The 26,870-nt window shown below is 56.4% G+C and carries 27 protein-coding genes; 16 read left to right on the top strand and 11 right to left on the bottom strand.

Annotated features, from left to right (window positions below):
• Positions 1-182 precede the first annotated feature (182 nt).
• Positions 183-599 (bottom strand): VOC family protein, encoded by a 417-nt coding sequence (locus tag HGO40_RS25470; RefSeq protein ID WP_250965279.1) that lies wholly within the window; start codon positions 597-599, stop codon positions 183-185.
• Positions 600-982: 383 nt separating this feature from the next.
• Here HGO40_RS25470 and HGO40_RS25465 point away from each other — a divergent pair, with 383 nt between their 5' ends.
• Entirely contained in the window at positions 983-1,528 is a 546-nt protein-coding gene (locus HGO40_RS25465) for a DUF4256 domain-containing protein (protein WP_250965278.1), read from the top strand.
• Positions 1,529-1,704: 176 nt separating this feature from the next.
• Here HGO40_RS25465 and HGO40_RS25460 read toward each other — a convergent pair whose 3' ends face one another.
• A complete protein-coding gene (locus tag HGO40_RS25460; RefSeq protein ID WP_250965277.1) occupies positions 1,705-3,207 on the bottom strand; it encodes a DUF6630 family protein in 1,503 nt (500 codons plus the stop codon).
• A gap of 311 nt (positions 3,208-3,518) precedes the next feature.
• Here HGO40_RS25460 and HGO40_RS25455 point away from each other — a divergent pair, with 311 nt between their 5' ends.
• Entirely contained in the window at positions 3,519-3,944 is a 426-nt protein-coding gene (locus HGO40_RS25455) for a hypothetical protein (protein WP_250965276.1), read from the top strand.
• A gap of 252 nt (positions 3,945-4,196) precedes the next feature.
• Here HGO40_RS25455 and HGO40_RS25450 read toward each other — a convergent pair whose 3' ends face one another.
• Positions 4,197-4,601: a DUF488 domain-containing protein gene (locus HGO40_RS25450; RefSeq protein WP_250965280.1), complete on the bottom strand. Its 405-nt coding sequence runs from the start codon at positions 4,599-4,601 to the stop codon at positions 4,197-4,199.
• Between the two features lie 219 nt (positions 4,602-4,820).
• Between HGO40_RS25450 and HGO40_RS25445 the strand changes: the two genes are divergently transcribed.
• From HGO40_RS25445 to HGO40_RS25435, 3 genes are read left to right on the top strand one after another with little or no spacing between them, the layout of a single operon-like run.
• Positions 4,821-5,624, top strand: coding sequence for a response regulator transcription factor (locus tag HGO40_RS25445; RefSeq protein ID WP_250965275.1), 804 nt, complete (start codon positions 4,821-4,823; stop codon positions 5,622-5,624).
• A complete protein-coding gene (locus HGO40_RS25440; protein WP_250965274.1) occupies positions 5,624-8,011 on the top strand; it encodes a hybrid sensor histidine kinase/response regulator in 2,388 nt (795 codons plus the stop codon). Before HGO40_RS25445 ends, HGO40_RS25440 begins: the two co-directional genes overlap by 1 nt.
• A gap of 1 nt (position 8,012) precedes the next feature.
• Positions 8,013-10,364, top strand: coding sequence for a TonB-dependent receptor (locus HGO40_RS25435; protein ID WP_250965273.1), 2,352 nt, complete (start codon positions 8,013-8,015; stop codon positions 10,362-10,364).
• Here the strand turns inward: HGO40_RS25435 and HGO40_RS25430 are convergent.
• Positions 10,348-11,433, bottom strand: a complete 1,086-nt coding sequence (locus HGO40_RS25430) for a sensor domain-containing diguanylate cyclase (RefSeq protein WP_250965272.1) — start codon at positions 11,431-11,433, stop codon at positions 10,348-10,350. The genes HGO40_RS25435 and HGO40_RS25430 overlap by 17 nt on opposite strands.
• 309 nt (positions 11,434-11,742) lie before the next feature.
• On the opposite strand from HGO40_RS25430, the gene HGO40_RS25425 reads away from it, so the two are divergent.
• The 3 genes from HGO40_RS25425 (at position 11,743) to HGO40_RS25415 (ending at position 12,872) form a co-directional block, all read left to right on the top strand.
• Positions 11,743-12,021: a hypothetical protein gene (locus HGO40_RS25425; RefSeq protein WP_250965271.1), complete on the top strand. Its 279-nt coding sequence runs from the start codon at positions 11,743-11,745 to the stop codon at positions 12,019-12,021.
• Positions 12,022-12,149: 128 nt separating this feature from the next.
• Positions 12,150-12,383 (top strand): DUF4160 domain-containing protein, encoded by a 234-nt coding sequence (locus HGO40_RS25420; protein ID WP_250965270.1) that lies wholly within the window; start codon positions 12,150-12,152, stop codon positions 12,381-12,383.
• Between the two features lie 3 nt (positions 12,384-12,386).
• Positions 12,387-12,872 carry a DUF2442 domain-containing protein gene (locus HGO40_RS25415; RefSeq protein WP_250965269.1) on the top strand — a complete coding sequence of 162 codons (486 nt, stop codon included), beginning with the start codon at positions 12,387-12,389 and terminating at the stop codon, positions 12,870-12,872.
• A 175-nt stretch (positions 12,873-13,047) separates the two neighbouring features.
• Here HGO40_RS25415 and HGO40_RS25410 read toward each other — a convergent pair whose 3' ends face one another.
• The 3 genes from HGO40_RS25410 to HGO40_RS25400 all read right to left on the bottom strand — a co-directional run bounded on the left by HGO40_RS25410 (position 13,048) and on the right by HGO40_RS25400 (position 15,115).
• On the bottom strand, positions 13,048-13,329 hold the full coding sequence (locus HGO40_RS25410) for a Rho-binding antiterminator (RefSeq protein ID WP_250965268.1): 282 nt from the start codon (positions 13,327-13,329) through the stop codon (positions 13,048-13,050).
• Between the two features lie 96 nt (positions 13,330-13,425).
• Positions 13,426-14,313 (bottom strand): dihydrodipicolinate synthase family protein, encoded by an 888-nt coding sequence (locus tag HGO40_RS25405; protein ID WP_250965267.1) that lies wholly within the window; start codon positions 14,311-14,313, stop codon positions 13,426-13,428.
• A gap of 19 nt (positions 14,314-14,332) precedes the next feature.
• Positions 14,333-15,115 (bottom strand): aldolase, encoded by a 783-nt coding sequence (locus HGO40_RS25400; protein ID WP_250965266.1) that lies wholly within the window; start codon positions 15,113-15,115, stop codon positions 14,333-14,335.
• Positions 15,116-15,265: 150 nt separating this feature from the next.
• Here HGO40_RS25400 and HGO40_RS25395 point away from each other — a divergent pair, with 150 nt between their 5' ends.
• Positions 15,266-15,817, top strand: coding sequence for a helix-turn-helix domain-containing protein (locus HGO40_RS25395; protein WP_250965265.1), 552 nt, complete (start codon positions 15,266-15,268; stop codon positions 15,815-15,817).
• Positions 15,818-15,892: 75 nt separating this feature from the next.
• Here the strand turns inward: HGO40_RS25395 and HGO40_RS25390 are convergent, their stop codons facing one another.
• Both HGO40_RS25390 and HGO40_RS25385 read right to left on the bottom strand, forming a co-directional pair.
• Entirely contained in the window at positions 15,893-16,102 is a 210-nt protein-coding gene (locus HGO40_RS25390) for a hypothetical protein (protein WP_250965264.1), read from the bottom strand.
• A gap of 11 nt (positions 16,103-16,113) precedes the next feature.
• Entirely contained in the window at positions 16,114-17,301 is a 1,188-nt protein-coding gene (locus HGO40_RS25385; RefSeq protein WP_250965263.1) for a colicin E3/pyocin S6 family cytotoxin, read from the bottom strand.
• 491 nt (positions 17,302-17,792) lie between these two features.
• On the opposite strand from HGO40_RS25385, the gene HGO40_RS25380 reads away from it, so the two are divergent.
• The 7 genes from HGO40_RS25380 to drt3b all read left to right on the top strand — a co-directional run bounded on the left by HGO40_RS25380 (position 17,793) and on the right by drt3b (position 24,100).
• Positions 17,793-18,152, top strand: coding sequence for a DUF6124 family protein (locus tag HGO40_RS25380; RefSeq protein WP_250965262.1), 360 nt, complete (start codon positions 17,793-17,795; stop codon positions 18,150-18,152).
• 206 nt (positions 18,153-18,358) lie between these two features.
• Positions 18,359-18,553: a hypothetical protein gene (locus tag HGO40_RS25375; protein ID WP_250965261.1), complete on the top strand. Its 195-nt coding sequence runs from the start codon at positions 18,359-18,361 to the stop codon at positions 18,551-18,553.
• Positions 18,550-18,906: a low molecular weight protein tyrosine phosphatase family protein gene (locus tag HGO40_RS25370; protein WP_250965260.1), complete on the top strand. Its 357-nt coding sequence runs from the start codon at positions 18,550-18,552 to the stop codon at positions 18,904-18,906. Before HGO40_RS25375 ends, HGO40_RS25370 begins: the two co-directional genes overlap by 4 nt.
• A gap of 472 nt (positions 18,907-19,378) precedes the next feature.
• Positions 19,379-19,738, top strand: coding sequence for a DUF6124 family protein (locus HGO40_RS25365; RefSeq protein ID WP_250965259.1), 360 nt, complete (start codon positions 19,379-19,381; stop codon positions 19,736-19,738).
• A gap of 238 nt (positions 19,739-19,976) precedes the next feature.
• Positions 19,977-20,420 carry a hypothetical protein gene (locus tag HGO40_RS25360; RefSeq protein ID WP_250965258.1) on the top strand — a complete coding sequence of 148 codons (444 nt, stop codon included), beginning with the start codon at positions 19,977-19,979 and terminating at the stop codon, positions 20,418-20,420.
• Between the two features lie 292 nt (positions 20,421-20,712).
• Positions 20,713-22,059, top strand: coding sequence for an antiviral reverse transcriptase Drt3a (gene drt3a, locus HGO40_RS25355; RefSeq protein WP_250965257.1), 1,347 nt, complete (start codon positions 20,713-20,715; stop codon positions 22,057-22,059).
• Positions 22,052-24,100 carry an antiviral reverse transcriptase Drt3b gene (drt3b, locus tag HGO40_RS25350; protein WP_250965256.1) on the top strand — a complete coding sequence of 683 codons (2,049 nt, stop codon included), beginning with the start codon at positions 22,052-22,054 and terminating at the stop codon, positions 24,098-24,100. Before drt3a ends, drt3b begins: the two co-directional genes overlap by 8 nt.
• 615 nt (positions 24,101-24,715) lie before the next feature.
• On the opposite strand, the gene HGO40_RS25345 is transcribed toward drt3b, so the two are convergent.
• Complete coding sequence (locus HGO40_RS25345) at positions 24,716-26,068, bottom strand: hypothetical protein (RefSeq protein ID WP_250965255.1); 1,353 nt, start codon at positions 26,066-26,068, stop codon at positions 24,716-24,718.
• A 211-nt stretch (positions 26,069-26,279) separates the two neighbouring features.
• A complete protein-coding gene (locus HGO40_RS25340; protein WP_250965254.1) occupies positions 26,280-26,567 on the bottom strand; it encodes a barstar family protein in 288 nt (95 codons plus the stop codon).
• Between the last annotated feature and the right edge of the window lie 303 nt (positions 26,568-26,870).

Here is a 26,870-nt window from a genome sequence, read left to right as displayed (position 1 = left end):
ACGGTCTGTACTGCGCGAACAGTCAGAATCGAGCCTTGTCCCTCCTCCTCCCTTCAAGTCCTACCATACAAGCGAGCTTGCTCGCGAAGACGGCCGCATATCCAACATCACCGGCCCAGACAGACCGCTATCTTGAGCAAGCTTTGCTCCCACAGTTTTTGATCACAGCACCCAGTTGAAGCTCAGGGCTCCAACGCCGGGCCCTTCAACTCGATCTGGTTGCCATCCGGATCAAAGCAATAGATCGACCAGCCTTTGCCCTCCGCACCGTAGCGCATCTGCGCTTTCTCAACGGTCAGGCCGGCTGAGTTCAAATGAGCCAGGAGGGCGGGCTCATCAAACGGCTCGATACGCAGGCAGAGGTGAGCGACATTATGCCCCTGCTTACCCGCCGCCGGCCCACCCTGGCGACCAAGAGGCCCGTCCACAGCCACCAGGTCAATCATCGAAACACCGGTGCCCAGATGAAGCATGCCAAGATCGTCCCGACGCTTCTTGAGCTCGCAACCGAGCACCGACGTATAAAAAGCCAGGCTGCGCTCAAGGTCTTTCACGCGCAGGACGATGTGGTCGATACGTTGAATCGTGAAGTTCTTCATAAAGGCCTCATGTGCTCAGTGTCGCATCGGGTATTGCCCCAGGATCCCACACGCTATCAGGGCTTCTGATACCGTGCAAAAAACCTGATAGGGGAATGGCATAAGCATGAAGCCATCACGAATTTTCATGATTCACGCCGTTTCATTGGCAGTAGATGTGCTTCACTTTTCCTGTTGTGTAGTCACCATGAGCGTCTTGTTAACCCCCAAGGAATGCTTGCGCTTGCTTGAAAAGCTGCAGCAGATTAAGAGCTCAAGGCGCTGCGTGGCTATTGTCAGAGATGACAGTCGCCGAGGCTAAATTGAAATACCTGATATGAAATTTCGCCGGAAACGGTGATTAGAGCGTGCACATTCAATCGGCCAGCCAGGGACTCCGAGCCATGAAAAAACAAGAACAAGAAAGCCTCATCCAAACCCTGAAAACCCGCTTCGAAAAAAACCTGAACCGCCACCCAGACATTCCCTGGGCCGACGTTCAGACCCGGCTCGAAGCCAACCCCAACGCCCTGAAGTCCCTCCAAGCCATGGAAGCCACCGGCGGCGAACCCGATGTGATCGGCCTCGACCCAAAGACCGGCACTGTCACCTTCTGCGATTGCGCCAAGGAAAGCCCAACCGGGCGCCGAAGCCTCTGCTACGACCGCGCGGCCCTGGATGCGCGCAAGGAGAACAAGCCCAAAGGCAGCGCCATCGAAATGGCCGAAGCGATGGGCATCGCCCTGCTGACGGAAGACCAGTATCGGGCCCTGCAAACCCTCGGTGAGTTCGATGCCAAGACGTCCAGTTGGCTGGCAACCCCTCCAGCGCTTCGCGCCCTCGATGGGGCGATTTTTGGTGACTACCGCTATGGCCGGGTGTTCATCTACCACAACGGTGTGCAGTCGTATTACGCGGCGCGAGGGTTTCGCGGCGTGCTGAGCGTTTGAGCCCTGCCCCTGTGGCGAGGGAGCTTGCTCCCGCTGGGCTGCGCAGCAGCCCCCCGGCGGGGCGTCAGGAGGACACGGTTGGCAGGGTTTGCGACTGCTGCGCAGCCGAGCGGGAGCAAGCTCCCTCGCCACAAAAGCGCCATGCTTTGGAAGTGTCTCCATGTAACGAAATCGCCTTACTGGAAATCCAAAACCTCACTCCCCTTGGCCTCAACCATCTCGCCAAACGCCGGCAACCGCGCCACAAACGCCGTCTCGAACGCCAGATACCGATCCTGCCCCGGCACATAACGAACCTGCGGCTTGACCCGCACAATATCCTTGGTCGACAGCTTCACCACCTCATTGCTGCCCTGGTTCCAGAACCACGCCAGCGTGTGGGTGCCGAAGGTATTGGCGCGGTAAGTCCAGACCCACCAATCGCCGTGCCCTCGCGAAACATGCAGTTGCCCATGAAACGTGCGCAACGTAATGACTTGCTTGGGCTGGGTGACGAGCAGGCGCGTGTCCTGGCGCAGTTCACTGCCGAAACCGTCCAGCATCGCCTTGGTCTTGGCCCCGGTCATGAAGTTGAAGCGCCACGCCAGCAGCACGGTGTCCTGATAACCCGCATGCTCAGCGTTCTGCCGCGCGCCTTCGCTGAACAACAGGATCTCGTCGCCCCCCAGGTACGCGGTTGATGCGCGCAACTTGTAGGCTTCAGCGGGCATCCGTTTGGCGACGACGGCCTGGTGCGGCGGGTCTTGGTGCCAGACCCAGCACTTCGGGCCGTTGTGCTGCATGAACAGCAAGCGGCGAGGGCCGATGGGCAGGATCGTCAGTTCATCGGCGCATTCGAAAATCACCTCGCTGCTGTCCGCCGTGATCCGCCAGATCCGGGTCAGATGCTCGGGTTCGTAGAGGCGCTGGCGTTCGAACACCTCCGAGTCCACCACCACACTGGGTTGTTCAAATTCTGGCCATTGCACCCCGGCAGGGCCGAACGCCGCGATCTCATTGCCTTGCCGAATTTCGTATTGGTAGCGGTCGTCCCTGCTGTAATCGCCACGCACGACCCGACGTTTCCACAGGCTGCGCTGGGCATCGGCGTCGATGAGCTGCAAGTCTGCGCCGTCCACGCCATCGGTGCGGTGTTCGAGCATGTCCTGCTCGGTGGGCGGCCACTGGTTGTAATCGATCAGGAAGCACAACCACTGGTCTTCGTCCTGCTCGGTGATCGCGGCCCAACCGTTGCGGTAGTTGTCCTCATGCACATAGGTGTCGCCGGGGTAGTCATGGACTTCCTGCAGCCACTTCACCTTGCCGCGCTTGGGTTTGGCCGGTTTGCGCGCTTTCACCGCAGGGGGCTCGATCAACGTCGCCGTGAACCTCGGCTCCCCCTGCGAGCTTTGCCAATGCCTGGCAAACGCCTCGCGCTGGTCCGAGGGGAAAACCACCGGCCGATAATCATCGCCACCGGCGTCCAGGTTCCACAAGTCAAACCCCTGAGCCGCCAACAGCGGCGCCAGCGCCTCGAAGCAGACCTCGGGCATCTCGTTGGACAGCTCATCCAACAACGCCTCGAACCCCGGCCCGGCAAACACACCGATGTCGGGATAGTAGTGCTGCAACAGCCCGAGCACGTCGCTGCCCGGTGTTTTCCAATCGATATGAACCAATGGATCAAAACGAGCTGCCATCACGCCTGCCTTCCCCTGTGATTTTACTTGCGCCATCTTAGCCGTTCCTCAGCCACAGCACCCCGCCCAAGCAAGCCACCCAGTGTGGCGAGGGGATTTAGCGAAACGTCGCACCGCCCCGCTGGGCTGCGTAGCAGCCCCCAAACTCATCCAGCATTGCGGTCCACTGCCGATGCTCAAACGCAGGCACTGAGACAGCGTGAGCGCCGTCTATTCAGACTCTTCCATCCCCCCAGCCTGCGCTCTAAACTGCGCAGGCCCAGTTGGGCAAACCAGCGCCGGCCTGTTCCGGTCAATCAGGGAAGAGAGTGATGAGAGTTATTTTTGTGGTGCTGTGGATGCTTAGCGGTTATGCCTTTGCCAACTGCGCCAACATAAACGACGACGACCAGCGTCGTTACTGCTATGCCAAGAACGGCAGTGGCAGCTGCAGCGCGATCTCCAGCAACGACCTGCGTCACGCCTGCGAGGCCGAGACTGGCAGCGGCAGTTGCGCCAGCATAAACGACGACGACCAGCGTCGTTACTGCTATGCCAAGAGCGGCAGTGGCAGCTGCAGCGCGATCTCCAGCAACGACCTGCGTCACGCCTGCGAGGCCGAGACTGGCAGCGGCAGTTGCGCCAGCATAAACGACGACGACCAGCGTCGTTACTGCTATGCCAAGAGCGGCAGTGGCAGCTGCAGCGCGATCTCCAACAGCGACCTGCGTGCTCAATGTGATGCCTTGAAGCCCTGACTGAGCGACTTGCTGAATGAAGCTGTCCCTCCTCGGCGATGCTCAAAACAACCGTGGCGAGGGAGCTTGCTCCCGCTGGGCTGCGCAGCAGCCCCAAAGCGACTGAAGTTCCCGCAGAAGCGTGGGGAACGGTCGACTGGCCGGGCACAGACCACTGTGGGAGCGAGCTTGCTCGCGATAGGGGCAGGCCAGGCAACATCGATGGCGACTGGTTGACCGCCATCGCGAGCAAGCTCGCTCCCACAGGTATTTTCAAAATTCTGGAAAATCACCTAAATAACAAACCGGCGAATTCCCCTCGGCCCGCTTCTCCAGCTCATCCTCCAACCACTGCGCCAATACCACCGCATTGTTCTCAACCGGCGACTTGGCCGCATACACCAACGTCAGCATCCCACCCTGTGCCACATCCACCAGCTTCCACCAATGCTCCGGCCGCGCCGCCAGCTCCCGCCGATACGCCACGCCGAACTCGGCAAACGAAACCGCCCCCGCCTTGAATGCCTTGCGTACCTCATGGGAAGGCCCAACCTCCGGCAACCACTCAGCAATCGCCAGCGCGTCCTTGCGACAGTTACGCGGCCACAAGCGGTCCACCAAAACCCGTACGCCATCCTCGGCGTTGGCGGTTTCATAGGCGCGTTTGCATTGGATCATCAAAGCCTGCCTGTCGGAGTAGGATCGCCTCAGCATAGCGGTCATGGACAATTCGGCATCTTCAAGTCTTCGCCGGACCTGCCGCTATTGGTGTAACGATTTTTACCGATCCATCGATTTTTGCGTTGCGATACCGTTGCTTTCCGGCAATTAATTGGCAAACGCACGATTAAGAGAACGTAGCGAATGGACGACGGACGATACGAAAGGCGCACGGCTATGGACGCAAGCGCGGCGGCGGCGTCCGAATCGCCGCATATTCTGCTGATCGACGATGTCCCGGAGGATATCCGCGCAACGCTTGTCCTGCTCAAGGCGCAACCCTGGCGCATTTCCCTGGCCAGTGATGCCCACCAGGGCTATCACCGCGCACTGGCCCTGCGCCCGGACCTCATCGTCCTGGACGTGCACATGCCACAAATGGACGGCTTCAGCCTGTGCCGGCTACTGCGCGAGGCACCGGCCACCCGGCACACCCCGCTCCTGTTCCTGTCCTCGGCCAACACCTCGTTGGAGCGATTGGAAGGGCTGACCGTGGGCGCGGTGGACTACATCCCCAAATCCTGCGCCCCCGAAGAAGTGCTGGCGCGCATCAAGATCCACCTGCAATTGACCTGGCGCGCGCCACCGGCCGTTCATGAGACCCCCGCCGATCCGGAGCCGCAAGGCGATGAGATCGTGCTGCGTGCGGCGATGCGACTGATAGAAAACCAGTTGGACGACATGCCGTCCCTGGGCCTGCTCGCGCAAAAAGTCGGCACTCACGAAAAGCGCCTCACCGCGATTTTTCGCGAGCACCTGGGAATGACCGTGTTTGCCTACATTCGCGACGCCCGACTGCGGCGCGGCCAGGACTTGCTCTGCGAAAGCGCCATGAGCGTGCAGGACGTCGCCGAACTGGTGGGCTTTCGCAACGCCTGCAACTTCACCACCGCCTTCCGCCAGCGAATCGGCATGACGCCCAGCCAGTTTCGCCAGCAAGCCCTGGGCATTGCCGAAACCGAGTCGGCCGGACGCGCGTGATGCGGCTTCTACAGTTTTTATGGCTGACGATAGCGTTGTTATCCACAGGCCTGGTGCATGCGGCGCCTGTGGATATCTGCCGCGCCGACTATCTGAACCTGATGCCGGTGGCGCAGATTTTCGAGGACACCCAGGCACACCTGAGCCTGGAACAAATCGCTCAACGGCCTGACACCGATTTCAAGGCCGCGACCCCAAGCTGGCCGACGCAGGGTTACAGCCGCTCTACCTTCTGGCTGAAATTACAACTGACTAACTCAAGCACTGCGGCGTGTTCGCGCTTGTTGGTGATCGGCGCGCCGCGCCTGGAAGACATCCGCGTCTACCAACCGGGACGGGTTGCCCACGGTGGAGCTGCCTATCCCTTGGTCGAATGGCTCCAGCCAGCGGCGCGTCAGCCGGCGTTCCCGGTCTCGCTGGCGGCGGGGGAGAGCACCACGGTATTCGTCCGCGTGGCCAGCCACTTCCAGATGTTGCTGGAGCCGGAACTGTGGTCCGAACCGGCGTTGCTGCGCAGTCAGCAACAGACCTACCTGAGCGACGGACTCAGCCTCGGCATTGTCCTGCTGGTGGTGCCGTTCGGCCTGATCGTCGGCTGGATCCTGCGCTCTCGACTGCTCACCGTGAACGCCGGCGCGGTCCTGAGCTATATCCTGCTGACCTGTATCCTCAACGGCTACCTGATCTACTGGCCCTCGGCGCTGGGTTGGACACGCGAGCTGCTGACCTGCGCCAGCGCATTCTCGTTCGTGCTGTTCCTGGCCTACTTCCGCGTGCTGTTGCAGGTTGCCCGATTGCCCATAATCATTGGCTGGAGCTATTGGGTGCCGCTGCTGGGCTGTATTTTCGGCCGACTCTGGTGGCTGAAAATCGATCCGGTCCAGGGCGCGCAAATTGTCCAGATGTCCCTGTTCAGTTTCTATGGCGTACTGCTCGCCACGCTGTTCATGGCCTGGCGCGCACGCCTGAGCTACAACTGGATGGCCTGGCTGGTTCCGGCGCTACTGCTTGGGCAACTGCTGATGCGGATTTTCTTCCCGCAAGAACAACTGCCCTGGCAAACGCCGGAAAGCAAATACAGCCTGTCGTCCACCTTGCCGGGCGTGGCGTTTCTGGTGTGCACTTTGATCATGGAAGTCGCCCGCAGCCGCAACCGTGAAAAACACGCCCTGTCCACCCTCGAACAACAACGCCAAGCCGAGCACGAACGCCTGGAAAGCACCGTGGCCCTGCGCACCTCGCAGCTGCGCGACTCCCTCGCGGCCCGCAGTGCATTGATGGCGCGCATCAGCCACGACCTGCGCTCGCCGCTGGTGCGCATCATCGACTACGCGCGTCTTCTGCATGCCGGGCCCAACCGCGACTATCAAGCGACGATCGAGCGCAACGCCCGCCAGCAACTGGAACTGATCGACGAGATGCTCGAGTTCTCCCGTGGCGAACTCGAGCAGATGCAACTGACCCTTGCGCCGGACTATTTGTACGGCTTCCTGCAGGAGATCGCAGACGAGGCAGGCTTTCTCGCCGCCCGCCAGGGCAACACGTTTGAAGCCGTGCTGGCGGATGACCTGCCGCCGCTGGTGGAGGCCGATTTCAAACGCCTCCGGCAGATCCTCATGAACCTCCTGGCGAACGCGGCGAAATTCACCCGCAACGGCCAGATCCGTTTCGAAGTGAGCGCAGGCCCCGGAGCGAGCGCCGACACCGTCGAGCTGCGCTTCAGCGTGAGCGACAGTGGCATCGGCATCGACCCGCAAGAATTCGAACACCTGCTGCAACCCTTCCGCCGCGGCCGCAATGCCCAGCGCTTCGAGGGCAGCGGCCTGGGCCTGTCCATCGTCACCCAATTGCTGGAACGCATGGACAGCCGCCTCGAACCCCAGGCCACCGGGCAGGGCAGCCTCTTCAGTTTTCGCCTGCAACTCAAATGCGCCCAGGAACACGAACTGGAGAATGGCATCGTCGACAACAACTTCACGCCGCTCGATGGCCAGGGCAAACACGTACTGCTGGTGGACGACATCGAACAAAACACTGAGTGGCTCTACGACCTGCTGGCCGGCTACGGCTTCGACGTCAGCATCGCGGCGAACGGCAAAGACGCCTTGGCCTGCCTGGCTGATCAACCGGTCGACCTGCTGATCAGCGACCAGATGATGCCCGGCATGGACGGTTGGGAACTGCTGCGACACGTGCGCGACCATGGGCACGAGCTGCCCGTGATGCTGTATTCAGCGATCCCGCCACGCAGGCCGGAAGGTTACCCGCAAGACCTGGCCTTCGACGCGGCACTGCTCAAGCCCGCCGACAGCCGCGAACTGCTGGCACGGATCAATACACTGGTTTGCCCGGACACGGAGCATCGCGAAATGGCCCGGGAGTTCTAGCATGCCGGGTCTGGGTTATCGGCTGCTCTTGCTCGGCGGCCTCTTCGCGTTGCCCTGGGCATCGGCCCATGCCGCGCAAGAGGCGCCCAGCGCCCTGACGCTCGACGCAACCACCGTCACCGCTCGCCGCCGCGAGGAAGACCCGCAAGACGTGCCGATCCCGATCAACGTCCTCTACGGCGATCAACTGGACGAAGCCGGCCTGCACCGGCTGCAAGACATCCAGCAACGGGTTCCGGGCCTGGTGGTCTCGGGTCACGACGCCCGTTACGCCGGCTTCGGCCTGCGCGGCTTCGGCGCCACCGCCTACAACGATGGCCTGGAAGGCAGTGTAGGCACCTACGTCGACGGTGTTTACCAGGCGCGCCAGGGCATGGCGTTCACCGAGTTGATGGACATCGAACGCATCGAAGTCCTGCGCGGGCCCCAAGGCACCTTGTTCGGCAAGATCACCACCGCCGGCGCGCTGAACATCATCACCCGCCAACCGACCTTCCAGCCCGAAGCCAATCTCGAAGCGACTTACGGTGAGCGCGGCCTGCGGGAATATCGCGGGACGTTTTCCGGGCCGCTGCAAGACGACGTACTGGCCGGGCGACTCAACGTATTCGACGGCGCCAGCGAAGGCGCCGTGGAAAACCTGCAAGACGGCAGCCGCCTCGGCGATTCCGACAGCCAAGGCTTGCGCGGCCAATTGCTGTGGACGCCGAACAGCGACTTCAGCGCCCGCCTGATCGCCGACTACGCCGAGCAGAACGAAGCCGGCAACGTCCTGCTGGTCAATCACTACAGCGAGCAAACCCGCAAGCGCGCCAAATTCCTTGGCTATCCGCTGGCGGAGCCCGACCCTTACCAACGGGAAAACCGCATCGACGCGCCGGGGCGCCCGCGAACCCTGCAAAACGGCGTGTCGCTGGAATTGAATTGGGACCTGGACGAGGCCATGCGTTTCACCAGCATCACCGCCTCCCGCGACTGGGACTACCGCGCCAGCCGCGACGGCGACAGCACCGCGCTGTCGGTGGCCCAATCCGAACCCGACCTGGGCCATCGGCAGTGCAGCCAGGAATGGCGGCTGTCCGGCAGCGCCGGATCGTCCGTCGATTATGTCGCCGGGCTCTATTACTTGCGCCAACAACTCGACCGGCAGATCGACGCCGAATTTGGCCCGGACGCGGCGCCCTGGTTCGTCGGCGATCAACTGGAGGCACTGCAAAAAATCTTCGGCGTCAGCCTCACCGATCCGAGGCAGGTGCCTTCGGTGCTGCTCGATGGCGCCCGGCCGCGGTATGACGGCGAACAGCAGGGCGACAGCCGCGCTATTTTCGGCCAGCGCTCCTGGCGCCCGATCGACCCGTTGGAATTCACCGGTGGCCTGCGCTACAGCCAGGAACGGAAGGGCGGCTGGGTCTCCCGCGATGTCAGCAACCTCGCCCCGCTGACCGGCTTGCCTCCGGTGTTCCAGGTGGGAGGGCAATTACTGCGGGACATCGCCCTCGGTCGGGCTTATTACCGCGAAGATGCGATCAAGGAAAACACCGTCTCCGGCCTGCTCAGCGTCAGCTATCGCTTCACCGACGGGGTGATGGGCTACGTCAGTTGGTCGCGGGGCTACAAGGCCGGCGGCATCAACTTCGACGTGATCGGCCCGTTCACCGCGCCGACCTTCGAGCCGGAGCGCGCCACGTCCCTGGAAGTGGGCATGAAGACGCGGTTCTGGGATCAACGCGCCTTGCTCAACCTCGCCGCCTACCAGACCGACGTCGACGACTACCACGCACTGACCTACAGCCCGCCCACCTCGCTGTTCGCGCCTCCCCTGCGGGACAACCTGATCAACGTCGGCAAAGTCCGCCTGCGCGGCATCGAACTCGATTCCGCCTGGCAACTCACCCCCCGACTCACCGGCCGCCTGGGCGTGGCCTGGAGCGACGCCCGCTACCGCAGTTTCCCCAACGCCCCGTGCCCGCCGGCCTCGGGCCAATGGACCTGCGACCTCAGCGGCGAGCGCCTCTACAACGCCCCGGAATGGAACCTCAGCAGCGGCCTCGACCACACCCACCCGCTGCCCTACGGCCTGGAAGCCTTCAGCGGCATCGACTACAGCTTCCGCACCGGCTACTACGGCACCCTCGAAGGCGGCGAAGGCAGCTATCAACCCGGCTACGGCCTCACCAACCTGCGCCTGGGCCTGCGCAGCCAGGACCGCGCCTGGGAAGTGGAAGGCTGGGTGCGCAATGTGTTCGACCGCAACTACATCACCGCCGTCTACTCACTGCTCGGCGCCGGCGACTACGGCGTCATGACCGGCAGCGAACGCACCGTCGGCACCACCGTCAGGCTTCGCTATTGAGCGAAATAAACCGCGTCGGACAAAACGCCAAGCGATTACCCCCGGCCTTCTTCGACAGATACATCGCCTGATCCGCCTTACTGATCAGCCCATCGATCTCCTGCCCATGCTCAGGGTAAAACGCCACCCCGATACTCGCCGCGATCTCCACCGTCTGCGCCCCAATCAGAATCGGCGCATTCGCGGCCGCCAGCATCCGCTTGAGCAACCGCTCGCTGTCCTCCACCGCCTGCACACCCACCAGCCCTGCGACAAACACATCACCCCCAAGGCGCGCCAACGTATCGCCCTCACGCAACGTCGCATTGATCCGCGCCGCGACAATCTGCAACACCCGATCCCCCCAGTCATGCCCATAACTGTCGTTCAACGCCTTGAACCCCTCCAGGTCAATAAACGCGATCGCCACCTTCTGCTGATGAATCCGCGCCTTGCCCAACGCCTGCCGCATCCGCTCGGCCAACAACAACCGATTGGGCAACTGCGTGAGTGCGTCATACCGCGCATCCCGCTCAAGCAACTGCAAGCGCTGCTTCATCTGCGTCATATCGCCAAGCAGCGCCACGTAGTGCTGAACATTGCCGTGCCGGTCATGCACCGCGCTGATGCTGATCCGCGACGTCATCTCGCGGCCGTCCTTGTGGTTGCTTTGGATCTCGCCGGACCAGTGGCCGTGGAAGTCCAGGGCGTTCTTCATCGGCGCGTAAAAAGCGGTGAGGCGGCGGACCATGCGATGGGCATTCAACTCGCGGCCCTGCACCTCTTCCTGGCTGTAACCGGTGAGGCGGGTGAAGGCCTCGTTGACGGCGATGACCCGACCGTAGGGGTCGACGAGGATGATGCCCTCGCGGGCGTGGCTGAATACGGTGGTCGCCAGCTCTGGGCAGAGGGTGTTGATACGAGGGTCTAGCGCGGCTTCGTCACGGGTGGCCGGCCATAGGTTGGAATCGAAGCCCTGCTGGGCCAAGTAGGCGGCCAGGGAGGAGAGGGATTTGTGCAGGCGGGTCAGGGCATTCGTGGCGAGCCTGGCGTTGAGGCAGTAGCTGCGAATGAAGGTGCGTAGATTCATGGGAGGTACACGGGTGCTCGGTTGCAGCGCTTGGGTGAGTGAAGCGGGCATTATCGAGGCGGGGAGTGGGCGGAGCGTTTGCTGGAGCGGATGGAAGTTTTGCGGGAAGGGATGGAGTGGAAAGAATTTTTGAGGGGTTTATAGCCAAACAGAATTAACGGCTGCTTACTTGTGGCTAGTTGTTATTAATTACTGTCATTTCCAACAGGTGCGCGAGAAATTTTGAGGGCCGTATGCTGAAGGCGATATCGCGAGATTTCGCTCGAAACGTGTCGCGCTATCACGGTGCTTGATTTCGTGAGGTGCGATATGGAATTCGTAGAAAACTACAAAGGCTGCGTGATCAACAAAAAATCGGTGGGCGGCCGATGGGTCGATGGGGTTTGGGTGGGGCCTCGTTATGATTACAGCGTCTTCTTTCCAGATGGAACAGTCTGCGCGCTGACTTATGACAGCGCAGAGGGGGCGAGATCCGAAATCGATAAGGTGGCTGATGCGTTTGTGCGTGTGCGTAGGAAATTCGAGTGGGCGTTTTTTCTTGAGTTCTTGGGCGGGCGAAAAGGGGATGGGATTGTTCGGAGAAGGTGATGGAAAGTCTTGATTATTAATCACCGTGACAAACGACTGCTAATCGCGCTTTAGCGGGAAAAGGGGTCACGCTCAGCATCTGACGCCTGACCTTGTGCTAGAGAAAAAAATTCCCTAGCATGCCTGGCATGGCTACCGTACACAGCGACCGTAACTGGAAAATAAAAATCTACCCGGACGATCATGCGCCGCCGCATTTTCATGTGCAAACGCCGGATGGTGAGTCACTGGTAGAGATCGACGGGCTCAAGGTGCTTGGTAAAGGGGCCAACTCTAAATCCCTGAAAGCCGCCTTGGCGTGGGCGGCAGAACATACGGCTGACCTGCAGCGTGTGTGGAACGAACAGAATCGGAGGAGCTGACCCATGATCAGCAAAGCCAGAATCAGCAGCGTGAAGCCTGTCCCCGGTAAACATGCCTTGCAGGTGGAGTTTGCCAACGGTAAGCGCTACGACGTTGACCTGCGGGATTACATCCGACAATTCCCGGTGCTCAAGCCCCTGGAAGACCTGTCGTTGTTCGGCACCTCCCAAGTGGGAGAATGGGGCTTCGATGTGAGCTGGGGGGATGACCTGGAACTGGCGGCCGTCACTTTGCATCGGTTGGCGCTGGAGCAAGCCGGTGAGGTGATGCCGACCCAGGCCTTCATACGCTGGATGGCTGCCAACAAACTCTCGTTGACCACCGCCGCGCAGGAGCTGGGCTTTACCCGTCGCACTATTACCGCTTACAGCAGTGGGACCTCAATGATTCCCAAGCATGTGGCCCTGGCTTGTAAAGGATGGGAGTCTGAGCACAAGGGCAAGAAAGTGACAAAAGCTGAAAGCAAAAGGACCTCGCAAATAGCTTGATGAAACAAAGCCTCTGCCCCACTACTGCCTGAATGATTAGGGATGCTGCGCAGCCCGGCAGGAGCAAGCTACCTAGCCACGGGAATAACTGGATGCCCGTTGAGTCCCAGGCGCAACAGTCCCTTGTGGGAGCGAGCCTGCTCGCGATAGCGGTGCGTCAGTCAGCAGATCCATTTCACTGACTAACCTGGTCACCCTCCATCAACACAACCCGCCCAAACCTGGCGTTCTTATCCAACGGCGTAATCGCCAATAAACGGTCAAGACGAATCTCCTGACGACCGTCCGCCGTTTCGATTTCGAGAAACTCTTCCCGCGTGGAAGCGGTCCGCGTAGTAATCGCCCGAGCCGTCACGCGTTGGCCGTCAGTCAGTTCGATGTCCAGCGTATAGCCGCACAGACAGGCAATCTCCAGGTAGTCGTGCAGGTCGCAGTGCAGCGGTTTATAGGTGTCCATCTCACGCCTCGCAGTCTTGCAGTTTGAGAATGAAGTGAAGCGACCGACAGGTTGACGTTTTGAGTCGCCACCCGCCGGGCCGCAGGGCAGGGCGAATCAGAGCAGTTGCTTCAGCATCGCTTGCAACCGGTCATTCCCCGACTCGTCGAGCGGAAACACCGGCAAGCGCGGGTCGCCGACCTCCAGGCCGAGGGTGCGCAGACCAGCCTTGATGGTAGCGGGCAAGCCGCCCTTGAGGATGAAATCCAGCAGTGGCAATTGACGATAGAACAGCGCCCGGGCTTTGCTCAGGTCGTTGGCCAACACGGCCGCGTACAGGTCGAGATTGAGTTGCGGGATGAGGTTCGGCGCGGCGGTGCACCAGCCCTTGGCACCGGCCGCGAAAGCTTCCAGCGCCAGTGGATTACAGCCGTTGTAGAACGGCACCTGGCCTTCGCCCAGCAGTTGCAGCTTGTGCATGCGCTGGATGTCGCCGGTGCTTTCCTTGACCATGGTGACGTTATCCACCGCGTTGAAAATTCGCAGGATCAAGTCCACGGACATGTCGATGCCGCTGGTGGCCGGGTTGTTGTAAAGCATGATCGGCACATCGATGCTGGCGCCGATGGTCTGGTAGTGCCTGAGGATTTCCGCCTCGCTCAGTTTCCAGTAGGAAGCCGGTAAGACCATCACCACATCGGCGCCGTGATCCTGGGCAAAACGCGCGCGGCGCACCGCTTTGGCGGTGGTCAAGTCAGACACGCTGACCACGGTCGGCACCCGGCCGGCGACGTGGGCGATGCTGAACTCGCTGACCTGGTCCCACTCCGCGTCGCTCAGGTAAGCGCCTTCGCCGGTGCTGCCCAAGGGCGCGATGGCATGCACGCCGCTGTCGATCAGGCGGTCGATGGACCGCCCCAATGCGTCCAAGTCCAAGCCTTGGCTGTCGGCGGAGAAGGGCGTGATGGTGTAACCGATGATGCCGTGGATGTTGGGGGTAGACATGGCGTCGCTCCTATTGGGTTCAGTTCAGGCAATCGGCATGTTGGCGCAGGTTCTGCCGGGCGTAGTAGTTGAAGGCGGCCGCGTGACGCTTGGGACGGGCGCTCCAGTCGTGGGCGTCGCGGCCCAGGTGCGGCAGGATCGGCTTCACCTCGCCGGCGGCCATGGCGAGCAATTGCAGCTTCGCGGCGCGCTCGATCAATTGGGCGATGTTGCAGGCTTCTTCCACGGTTTCGCCGGTGGACAATTGACCGTGGTGGGAAAGCAGAATCGCTCGCTTGTCACCCAGGGCGCCGGCGATCAATTCGCCTTCCTCGTTGCCCACGGGCACGCCCGGCCAGCCTTCCAGGAACGCGCAGTCTTCGTACAACGGGCAGAGGTCCAGGTGGGAAATCTGCAGCGGCACTTCCAACATCGACAGCGCGGCGATGTGGGTCGGGTGGGTGTGGATGATGCAATTCACATCCGGCCGGGCGCGGTAGACCCAGGTGTGAAACCGGTTGGCCGGGTTGGGAAAGCCGTGGCCTTCCAGGACCTCAAGGTCTTCGTTGATCAACAGCAGGTTGCCGGCGGTGATCTCGTCAAACCCCAGGCCCAGTTGCTGGGTGTAGTAAGTGCCAGGTTGCGGCCCGCGCGCGGTAATCTGCCCGGCGAGGCCGGAGTCGTGACCGTTTTCGAACAGGATGCGACAGGTCAGGGCCAGCTTTTGTCGCACAGTCCACGTATTATCCGGCAGTGATTTCTGCATCTGGTTGACAGCATGCTGGACCAATTGGTCCTTGGGCGTCGCCAGTGTCTTGCTCATGTCAGTTCTCCTGATTCGTTCTTTGACCGTTCTTGATCCGCGTCATGGAAGCTGTGGGATGGAGGTGCTAATGATACTAAATAGACTATATGACACAAAGTGTCATTTGCAATCGCAGATTGTCCGTTTCCCTGGAAATGTGGGTTACCTATGTCCATTCGCTTGAAATTGCTCAGAAAAAAACTCGGTATGACGCTGGACGTCCTGGCTGAAAAAACCGGGATGACCAAGAGCTACCTGTCCAAGGTGGAACGGGGTCTGAGCACGCCCTCCATCGCCACGGCGCTCAAGCTGTCCAAGGCGTTGAACGTAAAAGTCGAGGAGTTGTTCTCCGAGGAAAACGTCTCGCTCGACAGCTACAGCCTGGTGCGGTGTGAAGATCGCCAATCCCTGGCGGCGAACCCTGGCAGCGCTGAATACGCCGTGTTGGCTCACCAGGTTTCCGAGCGAACCTTGCTGCCCTTCATCCTCTACCCCCCGGCCGAATTCGCCGCGCATCATGCGTTCAAGGAACACACGGGCGAGGAGTTCCTGTTCGTTCACGAAGGCCAGGTGGAAGTGGACTTTATGAACGAGCGCGTCGTGTTGAATCGCGGCGATGCGTTGCATTTCAACGCGCAAAAACCCCATCGCCTGCGCTCGGTGGGTGATGTTCAGGCGCAGTTGCTGGTGGTGGTGCACAGCGCTGAAGCATCGGAATAGGACCTAGGCCAACGTAAGCCCGCCCGGCGCGGGGCGGGGCGGCGTCAGTGCTTGACCTTGCCCTCGTTCTGAAAGTTAGTTGCTGCTGGTTAAAAAAAGCACCAGGTTTCGGGGCAGCTCTATTGAACAAGCATTTTCCAATGCTTCAATTTGAGATGTGTTCAGTTCGTAGTCGTAAAAATAATTCTCTTCTTTGGTCCAGTTCATTATTTTTGCTAGAGCCTGACTGTCAATGCAGAGCGTTTTTTCGTATGAGGCAAAGTCATCGCCGGCAATGACGCCCATTATTTTGTGTCTCATGGTTCTACCCACCTCGTTGGGTTGGCTGGTTTGGTTTGGGCCCCCGTAATAGGGTCGAATTCGCCCAAGTGTTTTCCTCGCTTGTTATATTTTTCCACTGCGCCATGTTGGAAATCCCATTCATATATGAATTTCTCATTGTCCTTCCAGCGAGGACGCAACCCTCCGCCTTTCATGCGGGTTTTGGATGGCGCCCATTTCGCAGTTGGAAATGCAGGTAAAAAGGCTGGTTTCGGGTGGTAGTCATGATGGGCCGTACTCACTACAACATAAACCGGCCGAACCCCCGAATCCGCCGGAAACACCAGAATGAAATCCCTGTACTCCGGCGGATAGATCGGATCGACAATGATGCTGTCAGCCATCGGCGTAGGCGGATAAATCCAAATAGGCGGTGCCTGGGGCGCAGCTTCCAAGGCAGGAATGCCGAGGGTGTCAGCCGGATTGATAGCCGGCGTCCAGATCAGTTCGATGCCATCACCCAAGTCGGCGATGAACTGATCGGCTCGCGACGTGAACTGAACAACATCCACCATTTCCCAATCGGGACGCTGGCCGGTATAAAAGCCATACCCCTTGAGACTGCCGTCGGCCTGCTGCTCGATGCTCAGGCGCACGCGGCTGCGGGCCTGCTTGAGGTCGCGTAGCTGGTCTTCGCTGTAAAGCGCGCTATCGCCCAGATTGGACGGCCAGAGCAGGGCGACGATGCCGGTCAGCAACGCTGCGCCGACGGTGCTGCCCGCAGCGGCAGCCGTGGAAGTTGCCGAACCGCCCAGCGCGAGCCGGCCCAAGGTAACGGGAACCGCGCCAGCGCCGATCTGCTCAAGGGGGATCGCGCCGGATGGGTCGGCGTTCCGACCGCCGAGCCACATGAGATCGCCGTACTGCTTGACCAGATCCGCCGGAACGTAGCCGTTGGGGTTGCTGTAATCGATGATGCCGTTGGGCAGCTTGCAGCTCTTGGCAAACACGCATCCGGCGACGCTGGATAACGGCTTGTTATCCACCGTGGCCCAGCGCGCTTGTTCGTAGGCGGATTGCCGGGCAAGCATGGCTTCATAAGCCTGCTGTAAGCCGTCGCGCTCGGCCAGTTCGCTGGCGCTCATGTCCCGATAAGTGAGGTGATGCCCGTCGCCGCCGGGCGGGTTTCGGACTTGAGGAATGTCTTTTTTGCGTGTCGCCACGTAGTGAATCTCGTCCGCTGAAATGCAGCACAGACGCTAACGCGGGAAGAGAGGGGCGCGATGTAGGAGGATTCTTGAAGTGGTTGTTCCGGTTTCCTCAATGCAGGTAGGGCTGGCTATTGAGGGCCGGAGCAATGTGAAGCGTCAGATGGCGCTGTCAGTCATTGGGCAACCGCAACTCGCGAGCCGACGTCGCCTTGCGCCTTTGCCTACAACTACGCCAGAATCCGCCGGCTTGTCCGCCTTGGATTGCGCCGGTAGTTTGGGACCTGTCACTGCTCATCAGTGATCGGGTTTAGTCGCCCAGGGTGAAACAGGTTGTGCAAGGCGTCATCCAGTCGGGATTCCCATCCTGCACTCGATGGTGGCTGTGCGCAGGGCGTCCTCGGACGCGCCGGTTTCTTGTTTCCCCGGTCGACTAACCTGCGTACAGCTGCCTCCCATCGTTTAGTCGCGAGCGGGAGATGGCTCCAATTACAGGAAACAAGATAATGGCAAAAGATACTCCGAATCCCCCTGATACGAACGAACACGTCTCCCGTGCTCAGCCTGCCCGCAATAAGAAAATCGACGACGCTGCCACGCGAGCGGTGGATTACTACCTGAAACCCAAGCCTAAGAGCGAAACGTCTGACAAGACCGACTCCATTTTTCGGATTGATCCGAGTGTGGATTCTGAGTGTCTGCTAGCGAACCTCAGTGAGAACTTGGCTTCGGCGAATGCCATGATCAGTGATTTGGCGTTTGATCTGGATGGTTCAAGGCGGCGGGTTGCAATGGGGATCTTGCAGGTGATTGAGGTGAGTGAGCTGTTGGCGAATCGGGCTTTGGATATTGTTGAGGTGAGGTAGCCCAAGCCGCTTGCAGCCCAACGAAAAAGGTCCTGCTGTGCGAGGCCTTTTTCGTTGAACGAGATGCGGCTGAAGCAATAGGGGAGCGGTTTTCGTTATGTGAGGTGGCTACTACAGCGTCTAGCCACCTGCCCGATTAATGCTTACCATATCTTCCTCCTCGTATTACCGCGGCTGCTGAACCCGGTACTCACGAGGAAATGACCATGGAAAGAACCCGTAGCTGGAGACGCGCACAGTCCCGTAAAGATGGTAGGCACGAAGCGGTTCGTCCGCAGGAAGCCAGGCCAGAAAAGAACTGGAAGCTGATATACACCCGTGCCGACAAACTGCACAGGGCACGCCAACTCGGCATGAGCTATCCCATTTGCACCACTCGCCAATTGTTGGATCAAGAGTGACTAACCTCCTGTTCGTTTGCAGCCGCAACCAATGGCGTAGCCCTACGGCGGAAGCGATCTGGCGTCGCCGTCCCGGTTTCGGCGCTCGCTCGGCGGGCACTAGCCCCAACGCACGCAGACCTATCGGCCCAGCGGATATCCGTTGGGCCGATGTCATCTTTGTGATGGAGCGCAAGCACGAGCATCGGCTGCGGGCAGAGTACGCTAGGCTGCTTGAACACAAGCGGCTTCATGTTCTGGATATTCCCGATGATTACCGTTACATGGACCCTGAACTGGTGGACCTGCTCGTAGACACCGTGACGTTCTACCTAGCACCATTTATTGATCCTTCTGACGGCACAGATAGATAAGTTTCCCAGGGAAGCTGGTATTTTTTTGTGGCCCTGATGTTCGAGACAACGAGGGCAGATTTATCTATTTCCATTGTCCGACCCCTTTCCCGTGCTGACCTACCTGTCGAAGAGAAACAGCGTCGGCATAGGCCTACAGACACCGGGCAATCAGAACTTGCCAGCCCACATCGCCTTGCGCCTTTGCCTACAACTACGCCAGAATCCGCCGGCTTGTCCGCCTTGGGCTGCGCCGGTAGTTTGGGACCTGTCACTGCTCATCAGTGATCGGGTTTAGTCGCCCGTCGTTGCTAAGGCGCTCAAGCGTTCATCAGTCAGGTATTCCCCATCCCTGCACTTGATGGTGGCTGTGCGCAGGGCGCCCTCGGGCGCGCCGATTTCTTAGCTCGTCGGTCGACTAACCTGCGTACAGCTGCCTCCCAATCGTTTAGTCGCGAGCGGGAAGTAGCCTCAACCAAAGAGAGCTAAGACTATGGTCAAAATTACACCGAATCCTCCAGTAACAGACGAACCCACATCTCGTGCCCAGTCTGCCCGCAACAAAAAGCTCGACGACGCTGCCACTCGCGCGTTGGATTACTACCTGAAACCCAAGCCTAAGGGCGAAATGTCTGACAAGACCGACTCTATTCTTCGGATTGATCCCAGTGTGGATTCTGAATGTTTGCTTGCGAATCTCAGTGAGAACCTGGCTTCGGCGAATGCCATGATCAGTGATCTGGCGTTTGATCTGGATGGATCGCGGCGACGTGTTGCGTTGGGGATTTTGCAGGTGATTGAGGTGAGTGAGCTGTTGGCGAATCGGGCTTTGGATATTGTTGAGGTGAGGTAGGGGCAGCAGCGCTACGTGCCGCCCGGATTGGAAAAAGGTCTTGCCTAGCAAGGCCTTTTTTGTGCCCGAGGGAGGCTGAACTCTCCAGCAAGCCTAAGGCCCCAAGATGCCTATTTTTCATTCGTGCGAGATTTTCTTCTGCTAGCTGAGGTGTGACAAATTTTCGCAGGGCAGGAGTGGCTTTTTGCTGCTATACCTGAATCGAGCATATACGGCGCGGTGCAAACGGGAGTTCAGGATGAAAATTCTTGCGGGGTTGGTCGCGGGACTGATATTAGCCATTCTTGTTTTGACAGTTGTAGGAATCGCCGGGGCGGCATCTCCGAAAGCCGCCGGAGGGACTGGCGCAATTGTTTTTTTCGTAATATGGATTATTGCATTAGCAATAGCTGTCTCCGCTCCCTCTGCTGGCAAGGCATGGCGTCGACTTTTGGTCACCTCAGGCATCGCTGCGTTCATGCTTCCGTTGGCTGGTATTGTTTTTACCGGTAGCCATATCGCAACGAATGTTAGCGGTGCTCATTCAGGGGCGGAAACCGCCGGAGCCGCAATTGGCGGCACCTTGGTGAGTGGCTTTTTAGGGGTTGTTGGCTTCTTCTTAGGGGGGATTTTTCTCATCGTCGGTTTGTTGGTTGGTCGAGATAAACAGGTGATTTACATTCAGCCGCCATCAAACTCCTAAGAAGAAAAAAGGCGCGGTCAGAATGTCATCTACGTTGCAAATAATAAGTTTTGGCTGTTAAAGCAGGGGGGCGATTTTTTTGTGGCGGGACCCTTTAAATAAAACCGTCCCCTTTGTCGTCCCAATGTCTCACGCCCTCAGCGTAGCTATTTTTAACCGCAATAGTCTCCTCTTGTATCTAGCCTAGCTAAACCGAAAGTGAGGTCGGTACTGTAGACAAGGAAGCATTGTTCATTTCCCCTCTGCATTCCAACTCCTCAGATGGATTATAAGTTTAAGGGTTTAATCGTTTATGGATCAGGCATTCTCAATAAGAAATCTTAATGAAATACTGAAAAGTGATCGAGAGAAGGGAGGGGATCTTGAAGCTCGACACATCCCTGCGGCTTTCGAAATAAGAATCAAACTCTACAGGATCAATAGACTTCGATCATATACTCGATATTGTTTTAGAATTGGAAAGATAAATCAGGAGTTTTACGAGAGACGAATTTCAAGAATCAATAGAGTCTTAGAGAAGCGTAAAGCTCAACATGTGGAATTGATTGAGGGTGAGCTCGAAAAAGTCTCAAAAATTATTAGCGGTAAGGGGTTCAGAATAGACATAGCTTTGCTGCCAAATATGGTTGCAGGGAAAAAGGTTTATGGGGTTGGAACTACTTTAGATCAGATTCTAGCCGTTAGATTTGTTCAGCAAGCGCTAAAGGCTCTTTACGAACTCCGTATGCCTTCGCGCGATATTTTGGTCAGTCAAATAAAGTCTCTAACTCTAGATGGAGTTCCTAAATACATTATCAGATCTGATGTTGAATCGTTCTACGAATCTGTTCGGCATAAAGAGTTGCTAGATGAGATTCATCAGTCTCCTGAACTATCAGTGCTAATCAAAAGAATGCTGACACGTCTTATGAAGGACTATGTTGCAGTTTCAGGCGATGATAAAGGCTTGCCGCGTGGAATAGGGGTTAGTGCTTATTTGTCTGAAATATATCTGTCCAGCGTAGATTCTGAAATTAAGCGTCAGGAAGGTCTGTTTTATTACGCGCGATATGTAGATGACATGCTGCTGATGTATGCGCCGGAGCGGAAGGAGTTGTCGGATAATTATTTGGCCAATCTTGGTATTATTTTAAAGTCAAGAGGTCTGGTTTTTAATGATAAAACAAAGCCTATTAATTTGCTTGATGAGCAAAAGGGGAAATTTGATTATTTAGGATATACCTTTGACGTGTCTAGTAGCACTTCAGGTGTGAGATTAAGTCAGCGAAAATTTAATAAATATAAGGCGCGTGTCGAGAAAGCTTTCCTGGATTATTCTAAAAAGTTTGCTTTTATTCCAGGAAAGGCTGCTGAGGAGTTGCTGTTGCGCTGTCTATTTTTGACGGGAAATATGCGTTTGTTTAACAGGAAAAGTAATGCGTTTATTGGTGTTTATTTTAGTAATAAGTATATCACTGATACGGCGCAGCTTTCTGGTCTTGATAAATTTTACTTAAGTAAGGTCTCATCTGTCGTCAGTCCTTCGCTAAAAAGGAAGCTTTCTAAGTTGTCTTTCGAAAAGGGGTTTAAGGAAAAGTTGTTCAGAAATTTTGATTCTAAAGAACTTTCTGAGCTTTCAAGAGGGTGGAAGCATGTCTAGAAAAAAAGCATTGTCTATAAATTTTCCGGTCGAAAGGGTAGTGTTGTCTGACGTGCTTCCTTATGAGGTTCCAATAGTATTTTCAAATCGTTACTTCTACAGGTTTTTATGCGATTACTCTATAAAAATTCACGGCGAAAGGATTTCGTGGAGATTCGTTGATGAAGTCCTGGATAATCTTGTGAAATTGGTTTTAGGTGTTCAACCTGCTAAGCCAATCAAGCATGTGAAAGAAGGATGTAAGACCACGTCTGTAATCGTTTTAGAGAAGGGAGATAATTTCCATACTGTTCCATTTGTTTTTTCTACGACGCACAAGCAGGATCAGTTGCGTCAGCTATCCCTAATGCATCCCAGAGGGCAGGTTCTGGTGGTGGATTTTTACGATAAATATAAAGACTTAATGGTTTACTATACTGGTCGTAGTGAGTTTAGTTTGCGATCACCAAGGCGAATTGCTGGATGTACCTTTATAGACTATCGTTCTCAAATAGAAAGCCAGAATAGATTTGATGCATTAGTAGAAGTCGATGGCGAAAATTATGAAAACTTAAAATCTTTTTTTGTTTATGAAAGATTTAGCAATGTTTTTAAGTTTTATGAATCTAGAGAGCATCTTCGTAGTGAGCGTGACTTTAGGAGTTTGACAAAATTAGATGTTTCTGGATGCTTTGATAGTATTTATACGCATTCGCTGGCTTGGGCGATATATGGCAAGGAATTTGCCAAGAAAAACCTTAAGGCGATTACAGCATCATTTGCGGGTAAGTTTGACACGCTGATGCAGAGGTTAAATTATAATGAGACAAACGGGATATTAATTGGTCCCGAGGTTTCAAGGATTTTCGCAGAGATAATTCTTCAGGCAGTTGATATAGATGTTGGTGGGAAATTGCTTGGGAATGGTTATATAGCTAATTCAGATTTCAAGATTTATCGCTATGTGGATGATTATTTCATATTTTATAATGATGATGACGTATGTCATCAAATAAAAATGACTCTGCAAGAAAGTTTGAAAAAGTATAAGTTGTCTCTAAATAAGGGGAAGGAAGAGACCTTAGGTAGGCCGATAATTACTCCGATTACAATAGCAAAGAAGCGAATATCAGATTTATTTGATCGAGCGCTGGTCTATGAGATTTCTCCTGATATTAAGGAAGGAGAAGCGCTTCCAAGAGGGAGTATATATATTGGTCGATCTACTCTGATCACAGATTTCAAGTCTATATTAGCAATCTCTGGAGTTGGATATGGCGAGATATTGAATTACTCGCTGTCGGTGGTTGAAAGGAAGGTGGGGGGGGTAATTGATACCTATCACAAAATCGAGAAAGTAGGTGGCGTGGATAAGAGTTTTTCAAAATCCATAGAAGCATTGTTGGGTTTTGTTTTTTTTGTATACGCTGTTTCTCCGAAGGTTAATACTACTATAAAGCTTTGTCGAATATGTCAGCGTATTCTTTCGTTCTATAAGGAAGAAAAAATAGGGCTTAGTTATGGCGCTCTAATATCGCAGGTAATTTATGAAAGGTGTCGCAGTGTTATGACTCATAATTCTGATGGTAAGAGTGCCAAAATAGAAGTTATGTACCTTCTCGTTCTTATGAGGCAGCTCGGTAAAAACTATCGTGTGGATGAAGGCACTCTAGGTCACAGTTTCGGATTTGAGTTGTTGGATGGGTGCTATAAGGCAAGGGCTGATCTAAATTATTTCTCTATTGTAACGCTTTTTTTCTATATGGAGAATAAGGCTCGCTATGCTCTTCTCAGAGAAGCTTTGGAGAAATATGTCGTAGAATTTTTTGGTTTGAGGGAGGATTCTCTTGTTGGTGATTCAGAGATGGTCCACTTGGTGCTGGATCTTTTAGTGTGCCCATTTGTAAGCGAGCAAACTAAGCGATGTCTTTTGCAAATGTACGGTATTCCAGTAAATAATCTGTTGCGAATTAAAAAATATAACGAATATTGGTTTACGAAATGGGGGGATTTTGACTTTTCTAAAGAGCTAGACGCTAAAGTCAGTCAAGAAGTATACTGACCCGGATGCATCACGCACATTGAAGACCGTTTGCGGTCGCACACACCAGCATCATGGCCGGGTTGTTCTATGCATGAAAGCCTTGCCTCAGGGAATCCTCGTGAGTTCTCAGGTCCTGACTCCTTCACTTTCCTAATAGCTTAGGCCTACAAGGAAAGTGGAGGATGCTCGATTCCATTCAGTCACTAATGCCTGGGCACCAATCCAAGACCATCCCCGCAGCTCTCCGACGCATTCATACGTCTGCATTTTCAGACTTTTGCTCCTCTTAACGCCCAAGGTGGTTCTACCAACGTCTCTCTAAATAGACGCTCCGTTTACCTTATTCGGCTATTTCCGCGACACTTTATCGCGCCAGGGCGTGCTAGCGACTGCGGAAATATTCTCAGGGGCAGTGCTGAATGAAGGACAGATAGGGACGATGGGGGTTAATTGAAAAGACGGACATCCCTGTAAAAAACGCAGCTAGAGGAAACCTGCGAGTCTGATAACCGGTGTAAGGGGCGGCGAAAGGGGGCGGATTTATTCTCATTTGCTGAAACAGATCCGGCTCCTTTGTTGCTAGATTGGCCTAGCGTAAAATGCCCTGCCGCCGGTTTGTCTACCGGTACAATGCTAGTCTCGCCGCGCTATCCCCCGCTTAAGCACCTCGGCTACCCCGATGGCCGCACACCATGCTAACCGCCCGAAACCAACCAGCGGTCGCCTCGTTCCCCGAATCCACTGTCCCAGCCTATGCCGAGCAACCCTAAGAACCCGACGCCTATCAGCCTCAGGCCGCGCATCAATCAAGCACAGCTTGGTAGTCGCCAAGGCCACCTTCGCTCCGACCGCCACAGCAACAGCAAGGAAATACAGCCAACGGTGATTCTTGGCTTTGTCATGCTGGCCGACCAGCGCCAACTGCTGCTTCAAGGAGGGCTTGACACCAGCAAGCCAGGGAACGATGCATTCGCTGGCCAAGGCTACGGTGTGACTGCTGATATTGTTGTCCACAAGGCCGGGTGGGCCATCAGGATTGTTCAAGCAAAAGCCACGGGGGACGTACTCGCAGGTGCTGGAGAGTGGCGATGAGCGCGACATGCCATTGGAAAAGTGCTTCACGGGGCACAACCGTAGATTGTAGTCGTTGATTTCTTTGCGGATGGCGATCACATCCTCGTCGCTTATGGTTCTTCTCGTCGCGGCGTAGAAGCCTTTGGAGTCGTTCGGTGCGAAATCCATGAAGTAGCTGGTTTCACCTTCCTTGATGTGGGTAAAGGTCCATTGTGAATCGCTGCTCCACTGGCAGGACTTCAGGCTATCCAGGCCATTCGCCCTGCAGTAATCATCGTAGCGCTTGATCTGGCTCAGCAGGAACGCGCTGGCCTCCTGGATGCTCGCTGTCGCCTCCTTCAGCAATGCGGTGTCTTCATTGGCGCCGTTGTCCGCCACGAAGAACACCGCGGCGACCAATGCCAGTGGAAACCAGAAGTGATCGTATATCTGACGGAAGCGTTCGGTCAGGTTGAGGTTGTCATAGATAAGCACCATGACGGCCCATCCGGTGATGGCGCAAAGCATCAACAAGGGGATCAGCCCGATCTCGCTGCCCAGTTTCCCAACGCCATTGATGGCGTAACGGATGGGCAGGTAATTGATGTTGGGGAAAAGGCCCAGGCAGTTCAACGCTCCCGGTAGGAGCAAGAGCGCCAAGAAGATGAGCACGCCACGCTTCTTGCCTACCGTATAGGCGGCTGCTGCCAGCAAGGGTATCAGCAGCAGCGACAGCATTATCAGACAGCCAAGCGTGTTCACCATTGCTTCGTCGGGCGACCAGTAGGTTCCGATGATTTGCCCGGCGTCGTTACGCCCGTTGAAGGTCGATGAGACGACGCCAAGCCCCTCCAGGATCTGGTGCAGGTTGTAGGCCGCGCCGTGGAGAAACTTTAGGTACGGGTAGAAGAAAGTCCCTATGGAAATTGACATCACTCTGAGTCCTTCAATGCGGTAGACATTCCTTGGTTACTTGAAGCGCTTGTTGCCTGATGGGCCAGAAGGTGGGGAAGGGGCGGCCATTGCAAATGTGCTATTCATCTCTGCGCGGTCGTAGTCCAGCAAATATTCTTGATGCTGGCAGTACAACTGCGGGTCGATGACCTTGGGTGTCGCACCGCCAGCCGTCGCCGCGTTCTCGCGTTCAGTCGAACTCTACATTTGACGCGAACGATGGATACTCAAGGCTCAGCTCTTCAAGGCACTTTTGCATGAGTTCGGCATCTTTGGGTAAGCGCCTGGATAACGCATCCCACCCGGAAATTTTCAGGTGCACGGGCATCTCCACTAATCCGGTAATTGCGTCCCAGAAGGCATCCCAGTTACAGCCGTACCAGCCGGGGAAGCCGAGCGCATCCCTCAGGGTGGAATGGAGCTCGTTGGCACTCATCACTTCGTTTAGATCAATCTGCACAAGCTGTTGGCGGGTCATCGTTCGAGCCTCAATAGCGTTTAAGGTCTGCGATCAGGAACTCAACGGAACGAGCGCTGGGGTTTATAGAATATCTTTCACGTAACCGTTAAGCGCGATGAGCGGAGCGTGAAGATCGTTCATTTTCTGCACCGCGTTGAAGTCCGCAGCCAAACGATGCAGCTCTCGGCCCAGCACTGTATCTACCCCACCCACCCCCCCCCCCCCTAAATACAGGCATAGGCTAAATTAGCCCAGAATACCCGCCACAACGCCCCCCCCGATAATCAACACAAAAACCAAACCGTAGCAACAGCCCCACAA

This window comes from Pseudomonas sp. CG7 (assembly GCF_023701885.1).
Lineage (GTDB): Bacteria > Pseudomonadota > Gammaproteobacteria > Pseudomonadales > Pseudomonadaceae > Aquipseudomonas > Aquipseudomonas zanjanensis.
Note: the sequence above shows the minus strand (reverse complement) of the source record. Positions and strands in the feature narration are given on the sequence as shown.

Excerpts from the sequence above, each read along its gene's own strand:
- HGO40_RS25470 (WP_250965279.1), bottom strand. The coding sequence starts at position 599 with ATGAAGAACTTCACGATTCAACGTATCGACCACATCGTCCTGCGCGTG.
- HGO40_RS25465 (WP_250965278.1), top strand. The coding sequence starts at position 983 with ATGAAAAAACAAGAACAAGAAAGCCTCATCCAAACCCTGAAAACCCGC.
- HGO40_RS25460 (WP_250965277.1), bottom strand. The coding sequence starts at position 3,207 with ATGGCAGCTCGTTTTGATCCATTGGTTCATATCGATTGGAAAACACCG.
- HGO40_RS25455 (WP_250965276.1), top strand. The coding sequence starts at position 3,519 with ATGAGAGTTATTTTTGTGGTGCTGTGGATGCTTAGCGGTTATGCCTTT.
- HGO40_RS25450 (WP_250965280.1), bottom strand. The coding sequence starts at position 4,601 with ATGATCCAATGCAAACGCGCCTATGAAACCGCCAACGCCGAGGATGGC.
- HGO40_RS25445 (WP_250965275.1), top strand. The coding sequence starts at position 4,821 with ATGGACGCAAGCGCGGCGGCGGCGTCCGAATCGCCGCATATTCTGCTG.
- HGO40_RS25440 (WP_250965274.1), top strand. The coding sequence starts at position 5,624 with ATGCGGCTTCTACAGTTTTTATGGCTGACGATAGCGTTGTTATCCACA.
- HGO40_RS25435 (WP_250965273.1), top strand. The coding sequence starts at position 8,013 with ATGCCGGGTCTGGGTTATCGGCTGCTCTTGCTCGGCGGCCTCTTCGCG.
- HGO40_RS25430 (WP_250965272.1), bottom strand. The coding sequence starts at position 11,433 with ATGAATCTACGCACCTTCATTCGCAGCTACTGCCTCAACGCCAGGCTC.
- HGO40_RS25425 (WP_250965271.1), top strand. The coding sequence starts at position 11,743 with ATGGAATTCGTAGAAAACTACAAAGGCTGCGTGATCAACAAAAAATCG.
- HGO40_RS25420 (WP_250965270.1), top strand. The coding sequence starts at position 12,150 with ATGGCTACCGTACACAGCGACCGTAACTGGAAAATAAAAATCTACCCG.
- HGO40_RS25415 (WP_250965269.1), top strand. The coding sequence starts at position 12,387 with ATGATCAGCAAAGCCAGAATCAGCAGCGTGAAGCCTGTCCCCGGTAAA.
- HGO40_RS25410 (WP_250965268.1), bottom strand. The coding sequence starts at position 13,329 with ATGGACACCTATAAACCGCTGCACTGCGACCTGCACGACTACCTGGAG.
- HGO40_RS25405 (WP_250965267.1), bottom strand. The coding sequence starts at position 14,313 with ATGTCTACCCCCAACATCCACGGCATCATCGGTTACACCATCACGCCC.
- HGO40_RS25400 (WP_250965266.1), bottom strand. The coding sequence starts at position 15,115 with ATGAGCAAGACACTGGCGACGCCCAAGGACCAATTGGTCCAGCATGCT.
- HGO40_RS25395 (WP_250965265.1), top strand. The coding sequence starts at position 15,266 with ATGTCCATTCGCTTGAAATTGCTCAGAAAAAAACTCGGTATGACGCTG.
- HGO40_RS25390 (WP_250965264.1), bottom strand. The coding sequence starts at position 16,102 with ATGGGCGTCATTGCCGGCGATGACTTTGCCTCATACGAAAAAACGCTC.
- HGO40_RS25380 (WP_250965262.1), top strand. The coding sequence starts at position 17,793 with ATGGCAAAAGATACTCCGAATCCCCCTGATACGAACGAACACGTCTCC.
- HGO40_RS25375 (WP_250965261.1), top strand. The coding sequence starts at position 18,359 with ATGGAAAGAACCCGTAGCTGGAGACGCGCACAGTCCCGTAAAGATGGT.
- HGO40_RS25365 (WP_250965259.1), top strand. The coding sequence starts at position 19,379 with ATGGTCAAAATTACACCGAATCCTCCAGTAACAGACGAACCCACATCT.
- HGO40_RS25360 (WP_250965258.1), top strand. The coding sequence starts at position 19,977 with ATGAAAATTCTTGCGGGGTTGGTCGCGGGACTGATATTAGCCATTCTT.
- drt3a (WP_250965257.1), top strand. The coding sequence starts at position 20,713 with ATGGATCAGGCATTCTCAATAAGAAATCTTAATGAAATACTGAAAAGT.
- drt3b (WP_250965256.1), top strand. The coding sequence starts at position 22,052 with ATGTCTAGAAAAAAAGCATTGTCTATAAATTTTCCGGTCGAAAGGGTA.
- HGO40_RS25345 (WP_250965255.1), bottom strand. The coding sequence starts at position 26,068 with ATGTCAATTTCCATAGGGACTTTCTTCTACCCGTACCTAAAGTTTCTC.
- HGO40_RS25340 (WP_250965254.1), bottom strand. The coding sequence starts at position 26,567 with ATGACCCGCCAACAGCTTGTGCAGATTGATCTAAACGAAGTGATGAGT.